Origin of the sequence: Solibacillus sp. FSL W7-1324, from assembly GCF_038008025.1 — a bacterium.
Lineage (GTDB): Bacteria > Bacillota > Bacilli > Bacillales_A > Planococcaceae > Solibacillus.
The window spans coordinates 3,327,671-3,349,581 of sequence record NZ_JBBOYH010000001.1 but is presented as its reverse complement, the minus strand read 5'-3'; the positions used below and the strand labels follow the sequence as shown (position 1 = coordinate 3,349,581).

The 21,911-nt window shown below is 42.1% G+C and carries 16 protein-coding genes and 1 riboswitch; of the genes, 12 read left to right on the top strand and 4 right to left on the bottom strand.

Going from position 1 to position 21,911, the window contains the following annotated elements; translation table 11 throughout:
- Window positions 1–142: 142 nt before the first annotated feature.
- The 3 genes from MKY71_RS16690 to tatC all read left to right on the top strand — a co-directional run bounded on the left by MKY71_RS16690 (window position 143) and on the right by tatC (window position 1,926).
- Window positions 143–778: a redox-sensing transcriptional repressor Rex gene (locus MKY71_RS16690; RefSeq protein WP_079523189.1), complete on the top strand. Its 636-nt coding sequence runs from the start codon at window positions 143–145 to the stop codon at window positions 776–778.
- A 78-nt stretch (window positions 779–856) separates the two neighbouring features.
- Window positions 857–1,084, top strand: a complete 228-nt coding sequence (gene tatA, locus MKY71_RS16685; RefSeq protein ID WP_008408483.1) for a twin-arginine translocase TatA/TatE family subunit — start codon at window positions 857–859, stop codon at window positions 1,082–1,084.
- 17 nt (window positions 1,085–1,101) lie between these two features.
- Window positions 1,102–1,926 carry a twin-arginine translocase subunit TatC gene (tatC, locus tag MKY71_RS16680; protein WP_340733401.1) on the top strand — a complete coding sequence of 275 codons (825 nt, stop codon included), beginning with the start codon at window positions 1,102–1,104 and terminating at the stop codon, window positions 1,924–1,926.
- A 79-nt stretch (window positions 1,927–2,005) separates the two neighbouring features.
- Here the strand turns inward: tatC and MKY71_RS16675 are convergent, their stop codons facing one another.
- Window positions 2,006–2,734, bottom strand: coding sequence for a CPBP family intramembrane glutamic endopeptidase (locus MKY71_RS16675; RefSeq protein ID WP_339196318.1), 729 nt, complete (start codon window positions 2,732–2,734; stop codon window positions 2,006–2,008).
- A gap of 275 nt (window positions 2,735–3,009) precedes the next feature.
- Here MKY71_RS16675 and groES point away from each other — a divergent pair, with 275 nt between their 5' ends.
- Both groES and groL read left to right on the top strand, forming a co-directional pair.
- Window positions 3,010–3,294 carry a co-chaperone GroES gene (gene groES / locus MKY71_RS16670; protein ID WP_008408486.1) on the top strand — a complete coding sequence of 95 codons (285 nt, stop codon included), beginning with the start codon at window positions 3,010–3,012 and terminating at the stop codon, window positions 3,292–3,294.
- Between the two features lie 113 nt (window positions 3,295–3,407).
- A complete protein-coding gene (groL, locus tag MKY71_RS16665) occupies window positions 3,408–5,039 on the top strand; it encodes a chaperonin GroEL (protein WP_339173985.1) in 1,632 nt (543 codons plus the stop codon).
- A gap of 108 nt (window positions 5,040–5,147) precedes the next feature.
- Here the strand turns inward: groL and MKY71_RS16660 are convergent, their stop codons facing one another.
- Both MKY71_RS16660 and MKY71_RS16655 read right to left on the bottom strand, forming a co-directional pair.
- Window positions 5,148–8,561 carry a beta strand repeat-containing protein gene (locus MKY71_RS16660; protein ID WP_340733399.1) on the bottom strand — a complete coding sequence of 1,138 codons (3,414 nt, stop codon included), beginning with the start codon at window positions 8,559–8,561 and terminating at the stop codon, window positions 5,148–5,150.
- A gap of 210 nt (window positions 8,562–8,771) precedes the next feature.
- Entirely contained in the window at window positions 8,772–9,860 is a 1,089-nt protein-coding gene (locus tag MKY71_RS16655) for a tetratricopeptide repeat-containing glycosyltransferase family 2 protein (protein WP_340733397.1), read from the bottom strand.
- A gap of 141 nt (window positions 9,861–10,001) precedes the next feature.
- Here MKY71_RS16655 and MKY71_RS16650 point away from each other — a divergent pair, with 141 nt between their 5' ends.
- Entirely contained in the window at window positions 10,002–11,366 is a 1,365-nt protein-coding gene (locus tag MKY71_RS16650) for an S-layer homology domain-containing protein (RefSeq protein ID WP_340733396.1), read from the top strand.
- 147 nt (window positions 11,367–11,513) lie between these two features.
- Here MKY71_RS16650 and MKY71_RS16645 read toward each other — a convergent pair whose 3' ends face one another.
- The gene (locus MKY71_RS16645) at window positions 11,514–12,260 is read right to left on the bottom strand and encodes an alpha/beta hydrolase (protein ID WP_340733395.1); all 747 of its coding nucleotides are present in this window, start codon (window positions 12,258–12,260) and stop codon (window positions 11,514–11,516) included.
- 187 nt (window positions 12,261–12,447) lie between these two features.
- Between MKY71_RS16645 and MKY71_RS16640 the strand changes: the two genes are divergently transcribed.
- The 6 genes from MKY71_RS16640 (at window position 12,448) to metH (ending at window position 21,903) form a co-directional block, all read left to right on the top strand.
- The gene (locus MKY71_RS16640; RefSeq protein WP_340733394.1) at window positions 12,448–13,335 is read left to right on the top strand and encodes a LysR family transcriptional regulator; all 888 of its coding nucleotides are present in this window, start codon (window positions 12,448–12,450) and stop codon (window positions 13,333–13,335) included.
- Window positions 13,336–13,340: 5 nt separating this feature from the next.
- The gene (locus MKY71_RS16635) at window positions 13,341–14,183 is read left to right on the top strand and encodes a tetratricopeptide repeat protein (RefSeq protein ID WP_340733393.1); all 843 of its coding nucleotides are present in this window, start codon (window positions 13,341–13,343) and stop codon (window positions 14,181–14,183) included.
- 143 nt (window positions 14,184–14,326) lie between these two features.
- On the top strand, window positions 14,327–14,818 hold the full coding sequence (locus MKY71_RS16630) for a chemotaxis protein (protein ID WP_340733392.1): 492 nt from the start codon (window positions 14,327–14,329) through the stop codon (window positions 14,816–14,818).
- A gap of 142 nt (window positions 14,819–14,960) precedes the next feature.
- Window positions 14,961–16,346 carry a protoporphyrinogen oxidase gene (gene hemG, locus MKY71_RS16625; protein ID WP_340733391.1) on the top strand — a complete coding sequence of 462 codons (1,386 nt, stop codon included), beginning with the start codon at window positions 14,961–14,963 and terminating at the stop codon, window positions 16,344–16,346.
- A gap of 87 nt (window positions 16,347–16,433) precedes the next feature.
- Window positions 16,434–16,531: riboswitch (SAM riboswitch) on the top strand.
- 103 nt (window positions 16,532–16,634) lie between these two features.
- Entirely contained in the window at window positions 16,635–18,479 is a 1,845-nt protein-coding gene (locus MKY71_RS16620) for a bifunctional homocysteine S-methyltransferase/methylenetetrahydrofolate reductase (RefSeq protein ID WP_340733390.1), read from the top strand.
- The gene (gene metH, locus MKY71_RS16615) at window positions 18,472–21,903 is read left to right on the top strand and encodes a methionine synthase (RefSeq protein WP_340733389.1); all 3,432 of its coding nucleotides are present in this window, start codon (window positions 18,472–18,474) and stop codon (window positions 21,901–21,903) included. The genes MKY71_RS16620 and metH overlap by 8 nt, the downstream gene beginning before the upstream one ends.
- The last annotated feature ends 8 nt before the right edge of the window (window positions 21,904–21,911 follow it).

Genomic DNA, 21,911 nt, shown 5'->3' with positions numbered 1-21,911 from the left:
TGCACAAAGAGTGAAGTTTATGATAAGTGTGTCATAACGCTTGGGGACAACTACGTGATACAATCATGTTGGTAAGCCCCGACAGGTTATATGGAGGCATTATTAGAAAAAGAGTTTGCAACTGTACATAGGAGGAGAATGTGTGAAACAAGAAGTAAAAATTCCACAAGCAACAACAAAAAGACTTCCTCTTTATTATCGATTTTTGAAAAACTTCGCAACTGAAGGTAAAAAGCGTATTTCTTCACAGGAATTAAGTGATGCGATGAAAATAGATTCGGCTACGATTCGACGGGACTTTTCCTATTTTGGAGCACTCGGTAAAAAGGGATATGGATATGATGTTCAGTATTTACTCGAATTTTTCCGTCAAACTTTGGATCAGGACGAGGCGATGAATGTTGCGCTTATAGGAGTCGGAAATTTGGGGAATGGCTTATTAAAATATAACTTCCAAAAAAATCATAATACGCGTATCGTTGTAGCATTTGATACGAAGGCACCGATGGAAGGAACAACGATTAGTGATATTCCAGTATTCCATCCAGATCGTTTGGAGGAAATGTATGAGGAGTTTGGCGCGGAGCTAGCAATTTTGACGGTTTCGTCCCGCTCAGCACAAATGATGACAGACCGACTCGTAAAAATAAATGCAAAAGGTATATTAAATTTCACTCCAGTAAGATTATCTGTTCCTGACACGATTAAAGTAATGAACATTGATCTATCGGTAGAATTACAGGCACTTACGTATTTAGTACGAAACTCAGGTAAGTAACAAAATGTTCATTACTATAAATAGCAAATTCTAGTTAATTAATGTAAAATATACATAATAATAGAGGAGGTGGCTATAGTGATTGTACATCTTAATGCGATTACACCTGTGAGCCTGATTATCATTGGACTGATTGCTTTGTTAATATTCGGTCCGAAAAAATTGCCATCATTAGGTCGTGCGATGGGGACAACTTTACGTGAATTCCGTAGCGCTACGAAGGGCCTGACGGATGACGATGACGATTTCGATACAAAGAAAAAAGTGATTGAACATAAAGAGAACGAAAAAAACGAAGTTAAGTAAAATAAGGATGTCTTGCTATGAATTCAAGAGAATTAACCGTAGTTGAACATATGGAAGAGCTTAGAAAACGTCTATTCTTCGTAGCGATTTTCTTCGTGATGGCTCTTTTCATCGGTTTCTATACGGCGAAACCACTTATTCGATACATTCAACGCAGTGATTTAGCTGCCAGTTTTTCGATGAACGCATTTAGTCCGGCAGATCCTTTAACCGTTTATTTACAAGTAACATTTATTGTAGCGGCCGTTATAGTATCGCCATTATTGCTGTACCAGCTATGGGCGTTTATAACACCTGGTTTGCATGAGGCTGAACGTAAGGCAACATTGAAATATATTCCGTATGCTTTTATATTGTGTATAGGGGGAATAGCCTTTGCTTATTTTGTGTTATTTCCATTTATAATGCGCTTTATGACGGACTTATCCAATGATTTGAATATTACGCAAACAATCGGTATTAATGAATTCTTCTCATTTTTAATTAAGTTAATCGTACCTTTTGCGCTGCTATTTCAGTTGCCTGTTGTGACACTGTTTCTTTCACGACTCGGAATCATCAATCCGAAGCTTATGGTGAAATTTCGGAAATATGCGTATTTTGTTTTAATTGTAATTTCGGTATTGCTGGCTCCGCCTGATTTAGTATCGAATATTATTATAGCGATTCCATTATTTGTTTTATATGAATTAAGTATTGTCATAGCGCGTCTTGGTTATCGGAAGTATGAAGTTGCTGAAAAAGAGCGCATCTTAGCAGAAGAAGAGCGTGAACGTGAACTGCAAGTAGAGGAGCTGCTTGAAATGCAGCGTAAACAAATGGAACAGATGAATAATAGTTAATGACAACGCTATCGAAACCGGGTAGCGTTTTTTTATTTTCTATATATAAAAACCCGCTATATTACATAGCGGGCAATAGTTATATTTGAAACTTATCGGCATTCATTTGGATAAATGTGACGAAACCGTTCAATAGGACATGCGCGATAATCGGTGTGAGAAGACGCTTTGTTTTATGATATAAAAATGCGAAGATCATCCCGCAAATCGTATACAGTAAAATATGCGTAAAATCCATATGAATCGCAGCAAATACAATTGCACTGATTATGCTCGCAATCCAGAAATTATAGTTTTGTATAATCGATCCGAAAATGACACGGCGGAATACAAGCTCTTCCAAAATCGGTCCTAAAAATACAGTCGCAATAATCATAATCGGAGCTACCTTTGTGACACTCATAATTGCTTCGGTATTTTCAGAGCCCATATCAATTCCTAAAGCAAGCTCGATGTAGGCGCCGATTGTCTGCCCTAAAAAGACTAGGAAGAAACCGATGACACCCCAACCGATAGAAGCCCCAATTGAAGCCTTTTCCCCTTTAAATACATCCCAAAATTGCTTATTGCGTGAGATTAATATAAAACTCACAATAAAAGCAACTGCAAATGATATTGTTGACCACCAAGCAGATAACTTTATAAGTTTATCCTGCTCAGAAATACCAGAAAATAATTGTAAAAGGGAATCTTTTAAGCCTGGAATGAATATAAGTAATAAGACTGATAACTGACAAATGATATAAGTTATTAACACATAAAATGCGGTCTTCTGTGTTTTGAACTTATCTGATGGACGGGAAGCCACGAATGAAAAACCTTCTTTCTCTTACAGACTAGTAGAATTTCACACTCTCAAAATGCATGAGGAATGCCTTATCTTCTATTATAGAGTTTACTAGGGGCTCTTATGAATGCCCCACTGTTATATTTAACATCATTGTAGAGGAATTTGCCAATAAATCAAATTTTTTTGGTGCACATACTTGCAAAAAAATATGGAATTCTTTAAACTAATAAATGTGTTAGCACTCAGCCAACGAGAGTGCTAAAAATAGAAAAATTTTTAGGAGGTTGTTTCATTTGTTAAGACCATTAGGAGATCGCATCATTATCGAACTTGTTGAGGTAGAGGAAAAAACAGCATTTGGTATTGTTTTACCCGACTCAGCAAAAGAAAAACCACAAACTGGTAAAGTAGTGGCAGTAGGTACAGGTCGTGTTCTTGACAACGGCACTCGTCTTGAGCTTGACGTAAAAGAAGGCGACGAAATTATCTTCTCTAAATTCTCTGGTACGGAAGTTAAGTACGACGGCGTAGAATATTTAATTCTGCGTGAGAGCGATGTACTTGCAATTGTCGGATAATTACAAAATCAAAAGAACTGCAGCTAGTTATACATACTAAGCTTTGCTAGCTGCACAACTTCATAAACAATAAATTAAAAAATAGATCGTGAATATTAGGAGGAAAATGGATTATGTCAAAAGATATTAAATTTTCAGAAGAAGCACGTTCATTAATGGCGGCTGGTGTAGATAAATTAGCTAACGCTGTAAAAGTAACTTTAGGCCCTAAAGGACGTAATGTTGTTTTAGAGAAAAAATTCGGTTCTCCACTTATTACAAATGACGGTGTATCGATTGCAAAAGAAATTGAATTGGAAAACGCTTATGAAAATATGGGCGCTAAATTAGTAGCGGAAGTAGCTTCTAAAACGAACGAAATCGCAGGGGATGGTACAACTACAGCAACAGTACTTGCGCAAGCGATGATTCGTGAAGGACTTAAAAACGTAACAGCTGGTGCAAACCCAGTAGGTATTCGTAAAGGTATGGACAAAGCGGTTGCTGCTGCATTAACAGAGCTTCAAGCTATTTCACGTCCAGTTGAAAATAAAGAATCAATCGCACAAGTAGCGGCAATCTCTTCTGCAGATGATGAAATTGGCCAATACATTGCAGATGCGATGGAGCGCGTAGGAAACGACGGCGTTATTACAATTGAAGAGTCTAAAGGTTTTACAACAGAATTAGATGTAGTAGAAGGTATGCAATTCGACCGTGGTTATGCATCACACTACATGGTAACGGATACAGATAAAATGGAGGCGGTTCTTGATAACCCATTCATTTTAATTACAGACAAAAAAATCTCAAACATTCAGGAGATTTTACCGGTATTAGAACAAGTGGTTCAACAAGGACGTCCAATTTTAATTATTGCTGAAGATGTTGAAGGCGAAGCGCTTGCGACATTAGTAGTAAATAAATTACGTGGTACATTCAACGCAGTGGCAGTAAAAGCTCCAGGTTTCGGTGATCGTCGTAAAGCAATGTTAGAGGATATTGCTGTATTGACTGGTGGTCAAGTAATTACACAAGATCTTGGTTTAGATTTAAAATCAGCTGATTTATCATCACTAGGTCGTGCTGCAAAAGTTATCGTATCAAAAGATAACACAACAATTGTTGAAGGTGCTGGTAACACAGATGCAGTAGCTGGTCGCGTGAACCAAATCCGTGCACAACTTGCTGAAACAGCATCAGAATTCGATAAAGAAAAATTACAAGAGCGCTTAGCTAAATTAGCTGGTGGTGTTGCAGTTATTAAAGTTGGTGCTGCAACAGAAACAGAATTAAAAGAGCGCAAATTACGTATTGAAGATGCATTAAACTCAACTCGTGCAGCAGTAGAAGAAGGGATCGTATCAGGTGGTGGTACAGCACTTCTAAACGTATACGCGGCTGTTGAAAAAGTATTGGATCAAGTGGAAGGCGATGTAGCAACGGGTGTACGCATTATTTTACGTGCATTAGAAGAGCCGGTTCGTCAAATTGCTGAAAATGCTGGTCTAGAAGGTTCAATTATCGTTGACCGTTTAAAACGTGAAGAGATTGGTATTGGCTTCAACGCGGCAACAGGCGAGTGGGTAAACATGGTCGATGCAGGCGTAGTAGACCCAGCAAAAGTTACACGTTCAGCATTACAAAATGCAGCATCAGTAGCTTCACTATTCTTAACAACAGAAGCAGTAGTTGCAGACATTCCAGAACCAGCAGGCAGCGGTATGCCGGATATGGGTGGCATGGGTATGCCAGGAATGATGTAATTACAAGTTAAACCTGTATTTACAAATCGCATATAAAAAATTACCACTTCTCAAGTTACCTTGGGAAGTGGTATTTTAATTTTCCTGTATGAAGTGCTTATTCAACTTCTAAGAAATTCGGTGACAGGACCATACAATACCAGTAGATGAAGCGCCTGTTCCTCCTAAATTAAGAGTTAATGATAAACCGCCAGATTGATAATGCAAATCAATAGTATCCCCGGCAGTTAACTGTGCTTCCCCCGTCAATGTTACTGTTCCGCTCCCTAAAATAGTTCTTAAAGTTAATAGTGTTACAGCTATGTTTAAAATAGGGAACAGACCGCTAATTATATTTGAAGAAGTATTTCGTCTAATCTCAAATGCAGGATTTATCCCAGCACCTAGAGAGAGACTAATCGCTGCTGTAGTAGAGTAGTTGATTGTAGCTTCAAATACATATCTTCCTGTTGCGGGAACAGTAAATATGCCAGTAGCAGGGTTAAATGCTGGTGTTGTGAAATATGGTGCTGCAACGCTCCAGTTGTTAATTGTAGTAGATCCACTAACTGTCAAAGTGTTTTTAAATGCTGAAAATCCTTCTGTGAATACAGGACCTGTCGGCCCAGTAGGTCCAGTAGGTCCAGTGGGTACAGTAGGTCCGGTAGCGCCAGTTGGACCAGTAATACCAGTGGCCCCAGTAGGTCCGGTAGCCCCGGTAGCCCCAGTAGGTCCGGACTCCCCAGTGGCCCCAGTAGCTCCGGTAGCGCCCGTAGCTCCGGTAGGTCCAGTGTCACCAGTCGCCCCTGTTGGTCCAGTAGGTCCAGTGTCGCCAGTAGCGCCCGTTGCACCAGTAGGTCCAGTGTCGCCGGTAGCGCCCGTTGCTCCGGTAGGTCCAGTCTCCCCAGTGTTACCAGTAGCCCCGGCAGGACCGATCTCGCCGGTAGCCCCTGTTGCCCCAGTAGGTCCGATATCCCCAGTGGCTCCTGTTGCTCCAGCAGGACCGATCTCGCCGGTAGCGCCTGTTGGTCCAGTAGGTCCAGTGTCGCCGGTAGCCCCCGTTGCTCCAGCAGGTCCAATCTCGCCGGTAGCACCAGTAGCGCCTGTTGCACCGGTAGGCCCAATCTCGCCTGTTGGTCCAGTAGGCCCGGTTTCCCCAGTGGCGCCCGTTGCACCGGCAGGTCCAATCTCCCCTGTAGCGCCCGTTGCGCCAGTAGGTCCGGTATCCCCAGTAGCGCCTGTTGCTCCAGTAGGTCCGATTTCTCCAGTAGGCCCTATATCCCCAGTGGCCCCAGTAGGTCCAGTCTCCCCAGTAGGTCCAGTATCTCCAGTAGCCCCAGTTGCTCCAGCAGGTCCAATCTCACCGGTAGCACCTGTTGGTCCAGTAGGTCCAGTGTCGCCAGTCGCACCCGTTTCTCCAGTAGGTCCAGTATCTCCGGTAGCCCCAGTTGCTCCGGTAGGTCCAGTGTCCCCAGTAGCGCCCGTAGCTCCAGTAGGTCCAGTATCACCGGTAGCCCCCGTTGGTCCAGCAGGTCCGATCTCGCCAGTAGCCCCAGTTGCTCCGGTAGGTCCAGTATTACCAGTAGCCCCAGTTGCTCCGGTAGGTCCAGTATTACCAGTGGCCCCTGTTGCCCCAGTAGGCCCGGTTTCCCCAGTAGTGCCCGTTGCTCCAGCAGGTCCGATTTCTCCAGTAGCCCCCGTTGCGCCAGTAGGTCCGATATCACCAGTGGCTCCTGTTGCGCCATTAGGTCCGGTCTCCCCGGTAGCCCCCGTTGGTCCAACAGGTCCAATCTCGCCGGTAGCGCCCGTAGCTCCGGTAGGTCCAGTATTACCAGTGGCCCCTGTTGCCCCAGTAGGCCCGGTTTCCCCAGTAGCCCCCGTTGCGCCAGTAGGTCCGATATCACCAGTGGCTCCTGTTGCGCCATTAGGTCCGGTCTCCCCGGTAGCCCCCGTTGGTCCAACAGGTCCAATCTCGCCGGTAGCGCCCGTAGCTCCGGTAGGTCCAGTATTACCAGTGGCCCCTGTTGCCCCAGTAGGCCCGGTTTCCCCAGTAGTGCCCGTTGCGCCAGTAGGTCCGATATCACCAGTGGCTCCTGTTGCGCCAGTAGGTCCGGTCTCCCCGGTAGCCCCCGTTGGTCCAACAGGTCCAATCTCGCCGGTAGCGCCCGTAGCTCCGGTAGGTCCAGTGTCACCAGTAGCCCCTGTTGCCCCAGTAGGCCCGGTTTCCCCGGTAGTGCCCGTTGCTCCAACAGGTCCGATTTCTCCAGTAGCGCCTGTTGGTCCAGTAGGTCCGGTATCCCCAGTAGCGCCTGTAGCGCCAGTAGGTCCGGTATCCCCAGTAGGGCCCGGTGCTCCAGCAGGCCCTATATCCCCAATGGCCCCTGTTGCTCCGGTAGGCCCAATTTCGCCGGTAGCGCCTGTTGGTCCAGTAGGTCCAGCAGGTCCGATGTTACCAGTAGCGCCCGTTGCTCCAGCAGGTCCAATCTCGCCAGTAGCCCCTGTTGCCCCAGTAAGTCCAGTAGGTCCAGTATCACCAGTAGCCCCTGTTTCCCCAGTAGGTCCAATCTCGCCGGTAGCGCCCGTTGCGCCAGTAGGTCCAGTGACGCCAGTAGCACCCGTTGCTCCAGCAGGTCCGATTTCGCCAGTAGCCCCTGTTGGTCCAGTAGGTCCAGTGTCGCCGGTAGCGCCTGTTGGTCCAGCAGGTCCGATATCCCCAGTGGCTCCTGTTGGTCCAGTAGGTCCAGTGTCTCCGGTAGCGCCCGTTGCTCCAGCAGGTCCGATCTCGCCAGTAGCCCCAGTTGCTCCAGCAGGCCCGATGTCGCCAGTAGGTCCTGTTGCACCAGTAGGTCCAGTGTCGCCAGTCGCACCCGTTGCTCCAGCAGGTCCGATTTCTCCAGTAGGTCCAGTATCACCAGTGGTACCTGTTGCTCCGGTAGGTCCAGTATCACCGGTAGCGCCCGTAGCTCCAGCAGGTCCGATTTCTCCAGCAGCCCCAGTTGGTCCAGTAGGTCCGGTCTCGCCAGTAGCCCCAGTTGGTCCAGTAGGTCCGGTCTCGCCAGTAGCCCCAGTTGGTCCAGTAGGTCCAGTCTCCCCAGTGGCACCAGTAGCCCCGGCAGGACCGATCTCGCCGGTAGCCCCAGTTGCTCCGGTAGGTCCAGTGTCGCCGGTAGCCCCCGTAGCTCCGGCAGGTCCGATTTCTCCAGTAGCCCCAGTTGCACCGGTAGGCCCAATCTCGCCTGTTGGTCCAGTGTCGCCAGTAGCCCCCGTTGCTCCAGCAGGTCCAATCTCGCCGGTAGCCCCAGTTGCGCCAGTAGGTCCAGTATCACCAGTGGCCCCCGTTGCTCCGGCAGGCCCAATTTCACCGGTAGCCCCAGTAGGCCCTGTGTCTCCAATGGGCCCAGCAGGACCAACAGGACCGGTAGGCCCGGTAGGACCAGTAGGACCAGTTACACCTGTATCACGCCCACAGTAAGGAGAACATTTATGATAAGCCCCGCAACAGTTCAAATAGCCTTGGTTGTATTTCCTTATGTCGAATTCCATATAATGCCTCCTTTACATAGTGGATTATAAAAAGTTATTTCGAAATAATATATTCGGCGGAATATATAATAGCTAAGACAATAAACTATATAAATAGGAAATAACTTCTGTGAAGGAGGTTTATAAAAGAAAAGTTAAAATTAAAGACAGCAATATTTTAAAATGTAGATGCTAAAAAATTTAAACAACACAGCTCGTTTTTAGGTTTATTTATGGTTCTAAGAAAAGGTCTTTTTTTAAAATCTTATTAAAATACTTTTGGTTAAACAGTATTCTTTCATCGTTTGGTTTGTAGCTTCTTGCTTTTTCATTGTGGAAGTAAGCCTTTTCGTATTGCTGTAATCGATCATAAAGGACACATAATTGTAGATGGGGAAGCCATGTAGTAAAGGTGTTATTTTGAAATGGAGAATTAGGTGGGATTTTTACTGTTAAAGCTTGCTCATACCAATAGATTGCTGCATTATTCTTTGCTTGTTCCATAAAGTAATAACCTAATCGACAGCATGCTTCAGGTCTGGGGCTATCATATTCAAAAATTCTTAAAACAGAAGTAATTTTATTGCCATCATCTTTAATCGCTGCATAACAATCAGATAGTTTATAGCAGGCTTGAATACAGTCCTCGACCCACCCTAAATTAGAAGTTAAAAATTGCTCATAATAATAGATTGCTTCATCATATAATTGGTGGTCTTTCAATTCATTAGCATAATAATAAAGGTCACGTGGCGACAGTTCCTTTCCGTCGTTAATTAACTTCTTGTAAATCTCGATGTTGCGATATTGATCATGGGAAAGGGGGACGTGACTTATCCCAATGTCACTTTCCAAAAACGTTCCGTATACTTCCAGGTATTCATGTACTGCACCAATCCACTGAAAGTTTTTTTCGCGTTTTACTAAGCGGTTTCTTCTTATTAATGAAGCTACATTCTCATCGTCATCAAAACTTAAATAATAATTCATGGAAATGACATCAATTTCAGGGGAAAGTGTGTTTTTTAATACTCTAAACTTTTCTTGCTCTTCAATATTAAGAAGATCATCTGCGTCCAGCCAAAGAATGTAATCTTTTGTCGCTTGCTGAAATGAAAAATTCCGCGCTGCGGCAAAGTTATCAATCCATTTAAAATCAAAAATCCGATTTGTATATTGTTTAACAATTTCTTTTGTATTATCTGTAGATCCTGTATCTACAATATTCATTTCGTCTACTAAATCTTTTACCGAATCTAAACAGCGGGCAATAACGGCTTCTTCATTTTTGACAATCATACATAAGCTAATTGAAATCATTTTCTTTCCTCCAACAGTTGATTTACTAATATATGTGAAAAGCAGTTTTTAAGGGATAGCCTATCTGTTTAAACAATATTTTGTATTTTAATAATCGATAAATTATAATATGGAAAGGTTCCAAAATAAGGGAGGAATTGGATGAAGAAGTTTGCAGTTTTACTGACATTTGTACTCGTATTACAACTCGTTTTACCTTTAACAACTATAGTGCAGGCCGAAAGTGAGAGTAATGAGCTTTATTATGTAGCACTTGGTGACTCGCTGGCAGCGGGAATGAATGAAAAAGGTGAGATTGGTTTTGGTTATGCAGACCTGCTTGCTAAAAATTATCAAGAGCAGAAAAGTGAAGTAATGTTTAATAAAGGGTTCTCTTACCCAGGATTTACAACCGTTGACGTGTTAAAGGAAATCGAAGAAAACGTCACGAAACCTATTTACGACTTAAATGGTGTTTCGCAAAAGACTATCGCAATCAAGGATGCAATTGGGCAGGCAGACCTCATTACATTGAGTGTTGGAGCAAATGATATTTTGAATGTAAATCGCTCTGATTCGGGTGAGTTTAGCTTTGATACTGCAGAAGTTATTAAAAGCATTCAGGCTGTATCAGTGAATTATAAGAAGATTTTTGATAGTATTTATAAAATTAATCCGGACGTTGATATAATCGTCATGGGTCTTTACAATCCGTTTCCTTATATAGAGGATCCGGCAATTCAAAAACAATTAAGCTTGCTAGTAACTACTTTGAATAATTCAATGAAGAATATTGTAGAAAATAATGGTGGCATATTTACTGAAGTAGCTGCACAAATCGCAACGGATGCAAAAACTTATTTACCGAACCCTCAAAATATCCATTTAAGTGAAGCAGGTTATCAAGTAGTAGCGGATGCGATGTTAAAAAATTATTTGGATGCATTGATCAGAGAAGAAGATAATACGGAAGGCGAGATTGTGAAAGCGCCGTTTACTGATATTCAAAACCATTGGAGCAAAGATTATATTGATGTTGCCTATGCAAAAGGAATTATGAATGGTTATGAGGATGGTACATTCCAGCCAAATGCCAATATGACGCGTGCTCAAGCGATCTCTGTAATTTCAAGGGCTTTTGGATTAACTGCAAAAAACAAGGCCCCTTTTAAAGATATTAGTCATTATGCACCGCAAACTCAAAATGCAATTGCCGCTGCATATGAAGCTGGCTTGATTAAAGATAATAACGGGGATTTTAATCCTCAAGGTAAAATTACACGTTCACAGTTAGCATTGATTTTAATGCGACTTTCAACTGTTCAAACTGGGCAGCAATATATTCCTGCAAAACAGGCACCTTTCCATGATATTGCAAACTATAACGATGAAGCGCAGTTAGCAATTACTTTTTTATATGATACGGGCCTAGTCCAAGGAACAAGTGCTACAACGTTTTCACCTCAAGGCAATGTAACACGTGCTCAAGCGGCGAAAATTTTAGTGCTTGCAATAAATGAAAAATAAAAAACAAGCGTTAAATGGACGGGGATCCATTTAACGCTCGTTTTTTGCTGACGAGTAAACAAATGCAAACTCGTCTATATCATTGCAAAAACGGGGATTTTTGCAAGGGGACACAATGTTGTTTATAAGATGAAGCGGGTGTGAAAATTATTCTTTCCACTTTAACCCTTCAAAGAAACGATAAATTTCTTCAAACACTAATTCACGTTCTTTACCTAATGTTAATATATGTCCGGAATTAATGAAAGTTTTAACTGATTTAATTCGTGAATTAACTGAACTATAGATAAGGTCGGCACTCTCACAATAATATTCATCATCTTCCAAACCACGTAAAATGTGGACTGGTGTTTGAATAACATTTAGTTTTTCACTTGTTTCATTAATCATATTTTGTAAATAATTTAATGAAGGCATTTTTACAAGTTCAGCTATTTTATTTCGGCTATCCACTGTTTCGTCATAAGTGCCTGATAACTTTTTATAGTTAATAGCATAGTCAATAATTCGATTTTGTAAACTATCTGTTGATTTTGCAGTTGCTGGAGCAGACATTGTAACAATCGCTTTTGTCGGACGTTCCTCACCAAGCTTTAAAGAGAAAATGCCGCCAAGAGAAACACCTGCTACTGCAATTTCATCATAACCACGATTACGCAATTCATCGTAGCCTTCTATAACACTGTCCCACCATTCTGCGGGTTGTGATTGAATTAATAAATCTGGGCCACCACCATGGCCTTTATATAATGGTGCATGTACTGTATAGTTACGATCCGCTAAATACTTTCCTAAACGTTTTACATCATTTGTATTTCCGGTAAAGCCATGCAGTAATAAAACAGCACGTTTTCCGGATTCAATTGTAAAAGGTTTCGGTGCGATGAGTTTCATTGTCAATTAGACCCCTTTTTTTTATGTCAATTTTATAAAACTTCAAAAAAATGCTTGAAATCTTAAAATAATTTTGTTATGAAAAGCTGTTGCTATCGATTATTATAAAGGTATTAATATATAAGTACAATTTATTATTTTTATTATTTCGATGCAAAAAAGTTATGAATGATGTGAGGTGTGAAAAATGGAGATTGAACAGCTTCAATATTTCAAAACCGTTGCTACAATGCAACATATGACCCGTGCGGCAGAAGTTTTGGCGATTTCCCAACCGGCGTTAAGTAAGTCGATTGCGAACATCGAACAGAATTTAGGAGTACCGCTTTTTAACCGTGAAGGAAGATCTATTTATCTGAATCGTTTTGGCGAGCTTTTCTTACAAAGTGTCAATGTCATTTTGGATGAATACGATCGGATTAAAGAAGAATTTGAAGATATTATTAAACCTGGTTCGGGAGAAGTGTCCTTTGGTTTTATTCATACACTTGGCATGGAAATTGTGCCGGAACTGATTGCTTCAACAAGTGAGGCATTTCCGAATATGCAATTTTCTTTAACACAGGCGACATCGTTAAGCTTATTAAAGCGCCTTGAAGAAGGTGCCATCGACCTGTGCCTATCCCAAAAAATCGAATCAAAAGTAATTGAAATAGAGACAGAAGAATTATTTGAGGAAGAGCTGTTTGTCATTGTCCCGACAACTCATCCATTGGCTAAGCAAGATGCCGTTAAATTTGAGGAAGTAAAAAATGAACCATTTATCGCAATTAAAAAAGGAAATTCACTTCGTCAATTAGTGGATGAACTTTTTTTAGAGCGGGGGATTACTCTAAATACTACATTTGCCGCTGAAGAAATGCATACAGTAGCAGGGTTTGTCGGTGCAGGAATGGGTATATCCGTAATACCGAATATTAAAGGGCTTGACCATTATAAAGTAAAACGTTTGAAGCTAAATCCACCTTGCTATCGTTCCGTCTGTGTATCATGGGCGAAAAATCGTTATCTGCCTCCAGCAGTATCAGAGTTTAAACAATATTTACTGGATTATTTTCAGCAAAGAGAAGAGTGAATTAAATGGACCATAATCAATTTAAAGCCTTGCTTAAATTACATGAAATCGAGCATGAGGACAAGTGGCTGGAGCAATTTGACTCGGCAATGAAAGGGGACGGGCAGGCAATCGTTAATATTGCCATGTTATTTAAAGAATATGGACAATATGACGAAATGTACGACTTGTTAGATAAGGCGAGTGAACAGCAAAACAGAGAAGCTATGTATGAACTGGGGAATTGTTATTTTGAGGAGCTTGGCGAAAAAGGAAGCGAGCAGCAGGCGTTTTCACTCTATAAAAGAGCTGCACAGTTAGGTCACCCTGATGCAATGAATAATTTAGCAGATATGTATTTGAACGGTGAAGGAACTGCGGTAGACGAGCAACAGGCACTCAATTGGTTTAAGAAAGCGGCAGGATTAGGTGTCCCTGAAGCGATGTTTACCCTCGGAATGATGTATGAACAAGGATTGGGAACCGAATGTGATGAATCGCAGGCCTTTGCCTTTTATTCGCAAAGTGCCGAACAGCATGATGTCGAGGCGATGTATCGCATCGGTATGATCTATTTTTCAGGAGAACTTGGGCAACAGCAGGATTATGAAAAAGCGTTGGAATGGTTTTTAAAAGCGAGCGAACAGTTTCATGTCGATGCAACATACAATATCGCCTACTGTTATGAATACGGTTATGGAATTACTCAGGATAAAGAAAAGGCAATCCGTTACTATAAAAAAGCAAGTTTACTTGGAGACTTGGAAGCGACAAAAAAAGTTGTCAGCTACTATGAGATGACGGACGCAGTTGAAGCATCCAAGTGGCGGGAAAAGCTATTAGTTCTAAATAACGATATATATGAATAATAATATGATAGATACAGTAAAAGGTTCAATTTCCTGTCTCTCTGTCATAATTTAGACCCATTTCATGGAGAAAAATAGGTTTAAATTCCGTGAAAAATAGGAAATATATTATAAGGGGAAAGTATTAAGAAGGGGGAATTTTTATGTTTATGTTTGCAGTCCACCAATTCTCTTCTGAACACAATGAGGATAGTATTCAAAAACTACAACAAATGCTATTAGAACAGCGGGAGAATTTGACGACGCTATGTACAATCGTTGAATATTTAAAAAGTTATATCCAAACAGGACTAGATCATAAAGATGTTATTAAATACAAGCAAAAAATCCAAATGATGACGGATAAACAAGAAAAACGTTACAATCAAATTGATGAGCTTATCAATACTAATATTTTGGAATTGAAGAAGGGTAAAACAGCAGATAATACCGCACTTATTTATGGCAAGGAAGTTCGGAAAATTGAATCTGGTGTCCGTACTTTAAAACTGTTTGCGAGCGATGCAGTAAATATGTTAGATCTAAACAAACATTTAGAAAATCGCAGTATTGAACGTATCCGTTATTTTGATAAACGCTCTACATCTTTGGAGGCAGAAATTATTTCCCTAACAAAGCAACTATCTTATAAATAAACAAGAAGCCATCCTACCATATTTTTAGGTAGGGTGGCTTTTCTTATGAGGTTCTGAAAATTGTGATACCCAGCAGACCATATTTCGTATAAAAAAGTTTATACTTATTAAAGAGAAGCGAACGAAATAGGAGAGAGTGGATATGAAAACAGTAGTAGTTGTAGGTGGCGGAATTACCGGATTATGTACAATGCATTATTTGAAAAATAAAATGCATGAGCAAAATGTGGAAGCGCGGTTAATACTGATTGAAAAGAACACATATTTAGGCGGGAAAATTCATTCCGAAAAGGATAAAGGCTTTATTATGGAAACGGGGGCTGACTCAATTGTAGCTCGTCATCCAGGGGTTTTGGAACTTGTAAAGGAGCTTGATTTTGAATCAGAGCTTGTCTATAACGAAACAGGTATTTCCTACATTCATACGAATAATGAGCTTCATGCAATTCCGGCAGGCTCGACATTCGGCATTCCGATGAGTGTAGAATCACTTATGTCGAGTACGCTAATTTCTGAAGAAGGTAAAAAGAGAGCACTGCAAGACTTAGAAATACCGAACACTACATTTACAAAAGAAAGCTCTATCGGAACGTTTTTGGAGTACTTTTTAGGGGAAGAAATTGTCCGCAAACAAATTGCCCCTGTATTAGCAGGTGTTTATTCAGGAGATTTATATCAATTAAGCCTGGCATCCACTCTGCCTTATTTAGTGGATTATAAAAACAACTACGGGTCGATTATTAAAGGATTCGAAGCACATCGTGAGCAATTCGAAAAAGCTGCGAATAAGAAGTTTATTTCTTTCCGTTCAGGTTTATCGGCATTGATCGATCGTTTAGAGGAACAGCTGCCGGAAGTTGAATTCATGAAAAATACAGTAACAAAGCAAATCAATAAATTAGGCGAGCAATATGAAATCGTGCTGGAAGATGAAACGATTTTAGCGGATGTTGTTGTACTGGCCGTTCCGAATGAAACCGTACGTCATGTCATACAGGATGACTCACTGGAAGAACAGCTTAAAAAGTTCACGACAGCATCTGCTCTAACGATGTATGTTGGCTTTGATGTACCGGACGATATTTTACCGGCAGATGGCACAGGCTTTATCGTTTCGCATAATAGTGATTTAGTTTGCAATGCATCGACATGGACGAGCCGTAAATGGAAGCATACGTCGGCAGAAGGTAATTTACTCGTTCGCCTGTTTTATAAAAATATTAATCCGCGCTATGAAGAGTTGGCAGCCATGTCTGATGAAGAACTGACAAAAGTTGCGCTGGAAGATATACGACTTAGCTTAGGTGTTGAAGCGGAGCCGACAGTCGTCAATGTAACAAAGTGGATTGATCAAATGCCACGCTATGATTTGGCTCATAATGAAGCATTATCGAAAGTTGTGCAGCAGCTGGTGACAGATTACCCGAATGTTCTATTAGCGGGATGTGCCTATTTCGGAGTCGGAATCGGTGCCTGTATTTTAAACGGCAAAAAAACGGCTGAACAGATTATTAGTCGAATTATGTAAAGAAATACTTCATTCGGCTAAAGGGTATTGACGTAACTATTAGATAACGTTATGATTCATTTAATTATTTTAAAAATTCATATTATTTTCTTATCAAGAGAAGTCGAGGGACTGGCCCGATGAAACTTCAGCAACCAACATTAAGTCAGGTGCTAAATCCAGTGGCTAATGCCAGAAGATGAGAAGGGATTAAGTTGATAACTACTAAGCCTTCTTTTATTTAATGAAAGAAGGCTTTTTTTATATCGTTAATATACTGAAAATACTGTAAATGATGGAGTGAAGGCAATGGGTTTACTTGAAGAATTACAAACACGGGTTTTAACAGCAGACGGGGCAATCGGAACACTTCTTTATTCATATGGGTTGGATTATTGTCATGAAGAAATGAATATTGCACGTCCTGATATTATAGAGAAGATTCATAGCGAATATATTGCAGCTGGTGCAGATATTATCCAAACAAATACATATGGGGCAAACCGGATTAAGCTTGCACGTTATGGCTATGAAAATCGTGTCCTGGAATTTAATGAAGCCGCATTAAAAATCGCAAAGCGTGCTGCCTCTCTTGATGGGCAATACGTTCTGGCGACAATTGGCGGTATTCGCGGAATCCGAAAAAGTGATGCGACATTAGACGAAATTTTAGCTGCATTCCAAGAGCAGGCTGAAGTATTACTAGCTGGAGAACCGGACGGATTTTTACTTGAAACGTATTATGATTTTGAAGAACTATCCCATTGTGTCCATCTATTACGTTCAATGACCGATTTACCGATCATTGCCCAAGTCACAATGCAGGAACCGGGTGTTCTTCAAAATTTGATGTCTTTAAATGAAGCTTTTCATGATTTGGAAAGATTAGGTGCAGATATTGTTGGGAGCAACTGCCGATTAGGTCCTTTCCATACAATCCAGGCGTTTGAAGGAGTCAATTTACCGGAAAAGGCATTTTTATCGGCATACCCAAATGCATCATTACTGGATATTGAAGATGGTCGTGTTGTCTATGAGTCGGAAACCGATTATTTTGCACGTGCAGCTGTCGAACTCGTAAATCAGGGAGTCCGTTTAATTGGCGGTTGCTGCGGAACAACACCGAAGCATATTGCAGCAGTAAAAAAACGTTTGGCGAATATGGAGCCGGTTGATACAAAAGAAGCCAAACCTGGGCAAACGCAATTTGTCCGTATTCCGGAGCCGCGTAAGCAAGAGCCGCTCCACGAAAAAGCAAAACGTGAACGCTCTGTTATTGTGGAACTTGATACACCGCGTCATCTGGAAATTGACGGGTTTGTCGAAGGGGCAAAACAGCTGGCAAAAGCGGGCGCAGACGTCATTATGATGGCGGATAACTCACTTGCTTCACCGCGAATTAGTAATATCGCGATGGCCGCTATTTTGAAAGAGCATGGGATTCGCTCATTGCCGCATTTAACATGCCGTGACCGCAACTTAATTGGGCTTCAGTCACATTTGATGGGGCTGGATGCGCTGGAACTTCACGATATTCTTGTCATTACAGGGGACCCGACAAAAGTGGGAGATTTCCCGGGTGCGACAAGCGTCTATGATGTTTCATCAATGGAGCTTATTTCCTTAATTAAGCAGTTAAATAAGGGTGGTTCTTTTACAGGGAAATCGTTACGAAAACAGGCGAACTTCTCTGTGGCCGCTGCCTTTAATCCGAATGTCCGTGTTTTGGACCGTGCTGTTGCCCGTTTAGAGAAGAAAATCGAGCATGGTGCAGATTACTTTATTTCGCAGCCGGTCTATACGAAAGAGAAAATCGTCGAAATCTATGAGGCGACTAAACATTTGGAAACACCAATCTATATCGGAATTATGCCGTTGACGTCATCGCGCAGCGCGGAATTTTTACATCATGAAGTACCAGGAATTAAGTTATCAGATGAAGTACTTGCGCGTATGGCTGCTTGCGGGGATGACAAGGAAGCAGCGACAGCAGAAGGAATCGCGATTGCGAAAGAGCTACTCGATACGGCTTGCAAATACTTTAACGGGATTTATTTAATTACACCGTTTTTACGCTATGATATGACGCTTGAATTAATGGACTATGTAAAACAATATGATGCGGAAAGTAAAGGAGTTCAGTCGAATGTATAATCACCCAATTCATGAGCAATTACAAAAAAGAATACTTATCATCGATGGTGCCATGGGGACGATGCTTCAGGCAGAAAACCTAACATATGAAGATTTTGGCGGAGAAGATTTAGACGGTTGTAACGAAAACCTCGTGCTGACAAGACCGGATGTATTGGGCAAAATCCACCGTGAATATTTAGCTGCAGGCGCTGATATTATTTGTACAAATACATTTGGCGGAACACCGCTCGTATTGGATGAATATGACTTAGGTGACAAGGCGGTTGAAATTAATAAGCGGGCGGTTGAGATTGCACTGGAAGCGGCGAAAGAGTTTTCGACACCGGAATGGCCACGCTTTGTTGCAGGTGCAATCGGACCAACGACAAAAACATTGTCGGTAACAGGCGGTATTACATTTGAAGAGCTGGAAGAAAACTTTTATATACAGGCGAAAGCGTTAATCGAAGCTGGGGCGGATTTAATCTTAATGGAAACTTCCCAGGATATGCTGAATGTAAAAGCAGGAACAATTGCGATTCACCGCGCATTTGAAGAGCTTGGCAAAGAGCTGCCTGTCATGATTTCCGGAACAATTGAGCCGATGGGAACAACGCTTGCCGGTCAATCAATCGAAGCATTTTATATTTCGATCGAGCACATTAAACCTTTGTCTGTCGGACTGAACTGTGCGACAGGCCCGGAATTTATGACCGATCATATCCGTTCATTGGCCGAACTTTCAAATGGCTATATTAGCTGTTATCCGAATGCCGGTTTACCGGACGAGGAAGGCTGCTACCATGAAACGCCGGATTCATTATCGAAAAAACTGCAAGGTTTCGCAGAAAAAAGCTGGCTGAACATCGTCGGCGGCTGCTGCGGTACAACACCGGCGCATATCGCGGCAATCCGTGAAGCTGTAGAAGGCTATAAACCGCGTGAGCCGAAAGATGTAACACACGGACATGTCGTATCAGGTATCGAGCCACTGCAATACGACGAATCAATGCGTCCGTTATTTATCGGGGAACGTACGAATGTAATCGGCTCCCGTAAATTCAAAAACCTGATTGTTGACGGTAAATTTGAAGAAGCAGCGGAAATTGCGCGTGCACAAGTTAAAAATGGAGCACATGTCATCGATATTTGTTTAGCAAACCCTGACCGTGATGAAGTGGAAGATATGAAAAACTTCATGCAGGAAGTTGTGAAAAAAGTTAAAGTGCCGCTTGTAATCGACTCTACAGATGAAAAAGTAATGGAAGTTGCACTGAAGTATTCGCAGGGGAAGGCCATTATTAACTCCATTAACTTGGAAGATGGCGAAGAGCGTTTCGATGCGGTAATGCCACTTGTGAAAAAGTATGGGGCTTCACTTGTTGTCGGTACAATCGATGAAACGGGAATGGCTATTACACGTGAGCAAAAGCTTGAAGTGGCGAAACGTTCTTATAAGCTCTTAACAGAAAAATGGGGCATGTCAGCTGAAGATATTATCTTTGACCCGTTAATGTTCCCGGTTGGTACAGGCGATGAGCAATATATCGGTGCCGCTGAGGAAACAATTGAAGGAATTCGCCTGATTAAAGAACATTTACCTGGCTGCTTAACAGTGCTTGGTGTAAGTAATGTTTCGTTCGGTCTGCCGCCTGTAGGACGTGAAGTGCTGAATGCGGTGTACTTATATCACTGTACACAAGCCGGCTTGGACTATGCGATTGTAAATACTGAAAAGCTGGAGCGCTATGCATCGATTCCTGAAGAGGAAATCAAGCTGGCGAACGATCTGATCTTCAATACAAATGATGAAACACTCGCTGTATTCACTGACTTTTACCGTGATAAAAAGAAAGATGCAGTCGTGAAAGAATTGCCGGCGACAGTGGAAGAACGCCTTGCGTATTACATATTGGAAGGTACGAAGGAAGGGTTAATTGACGATTTAAATGCAGCTCTTGAAAAGTTCGATACACCGCTAGATATTATTAACGGACCATTGATGGCAGGGATGGCGGAAGTCGGCAAACTGTTTAATGAAAACCAGCTGATTGTAGCAGAAGTACTACAAAGTGCCGGTGTCATGAAGGCAGCGGTCGCTCATTTAGAGCAGTTTATGGAAAAGGGCGATACGAGTGCCAATAAAGGGACAATGGTATTGGCGACAGTAAAAGGCGATGTTCATGATATCGGCAAAAACCTGGTCGACATTATTTTAAGCAATAATGGCTATCGTGTTATAGATTTAGGGATTAAAGTGACACCTGCACAGCTGATTGAAACAATCCGAAGAGAAAAACCGGACTTTATCGGCTTATCAGGCTTACTCGTAAAATCAGCCCAGCAAATGGTCATTACGGCACAGGACTTTAAAGAAGCAGGTATTGATATTCCGATATTAGTAGGGGGCGCGGCATTGTCACGTCGCTTTACTGAGACGAAAATTGCCGATCAGTATGATGGACCGGTAATCTATTCAAAAGATGCGATGCAAGGTTTGGAACAGGCAAATCGCTTAATGAATACAAACGAACGGGAAGTATTAATAGAAGAATTACGTGATGCGCGGGAAAAACGCCTCGAATCGGATGCGAAGCGTGCGGCACGTCCTGCAGTTGCAGTACTTGAAAAACCGGTTCGAACAGTGGGAGATGCCGCTGTTTGGAAGCCAAAAGATTTAGTGCCGCATATTAAACCGGATTATTCGGTTGCCCACTTACATCCGTATGTGAATATGCGTACATTGATCGGGCATCATTTAGGGCTTAAAGGGAACTTGGAACAATTGCTTGCGGATCAGGATGACCGTGCAGTTTTATTGAATGATTTAGTAAATAGCTATTTAACTGGCGGTGAATTGAGTGCTTCAGGAATGTATCAGTTCTTCCCGGCCCAATCCGATGGCGATGATGTTGTTGTGTACAGTCCGGAAGATGCAAAAACGGAAATCAAACGCTTCACATTCCCGCGCCAGCAAGTAGCACCTTATTTATGTTTATCTGATTATTTAAAGCCGGTTGATAGCGGTGAGATGGACTATATTGCGTTAATGGTTGTAACGGCAGGTAAAGGGGTAAGCGAAAAGGCAAATGAGCTGAAACAAGCAGGCAAGTTCCTGGAGAGTCATGCACTACAGGCGACTGCACTTGAGCTTGCGGAAGGATTTGCGGAACGTATTCATCAGGAAATCCGTGACCAATGGGGCTTCCCGGACGCAACGGACTTTACGATGCGTGACCGGTTTGCAGCGAAGTACCAAGGACAACGATTCAGCTTTGGCTATCCGGCCTGTCCGAATCTGGAAGACCAGGAGAAACTGTTCGCTCTATTGAAACCGGAAAAGATTGGCGTACATTTAACGGAAGGCTTTATGATGGAGCCGGAAGCAAGTGTATCGGCAATAGTATTTGCTCATCCGGATGCACGTTATTTTAATGTATAATTGATTTA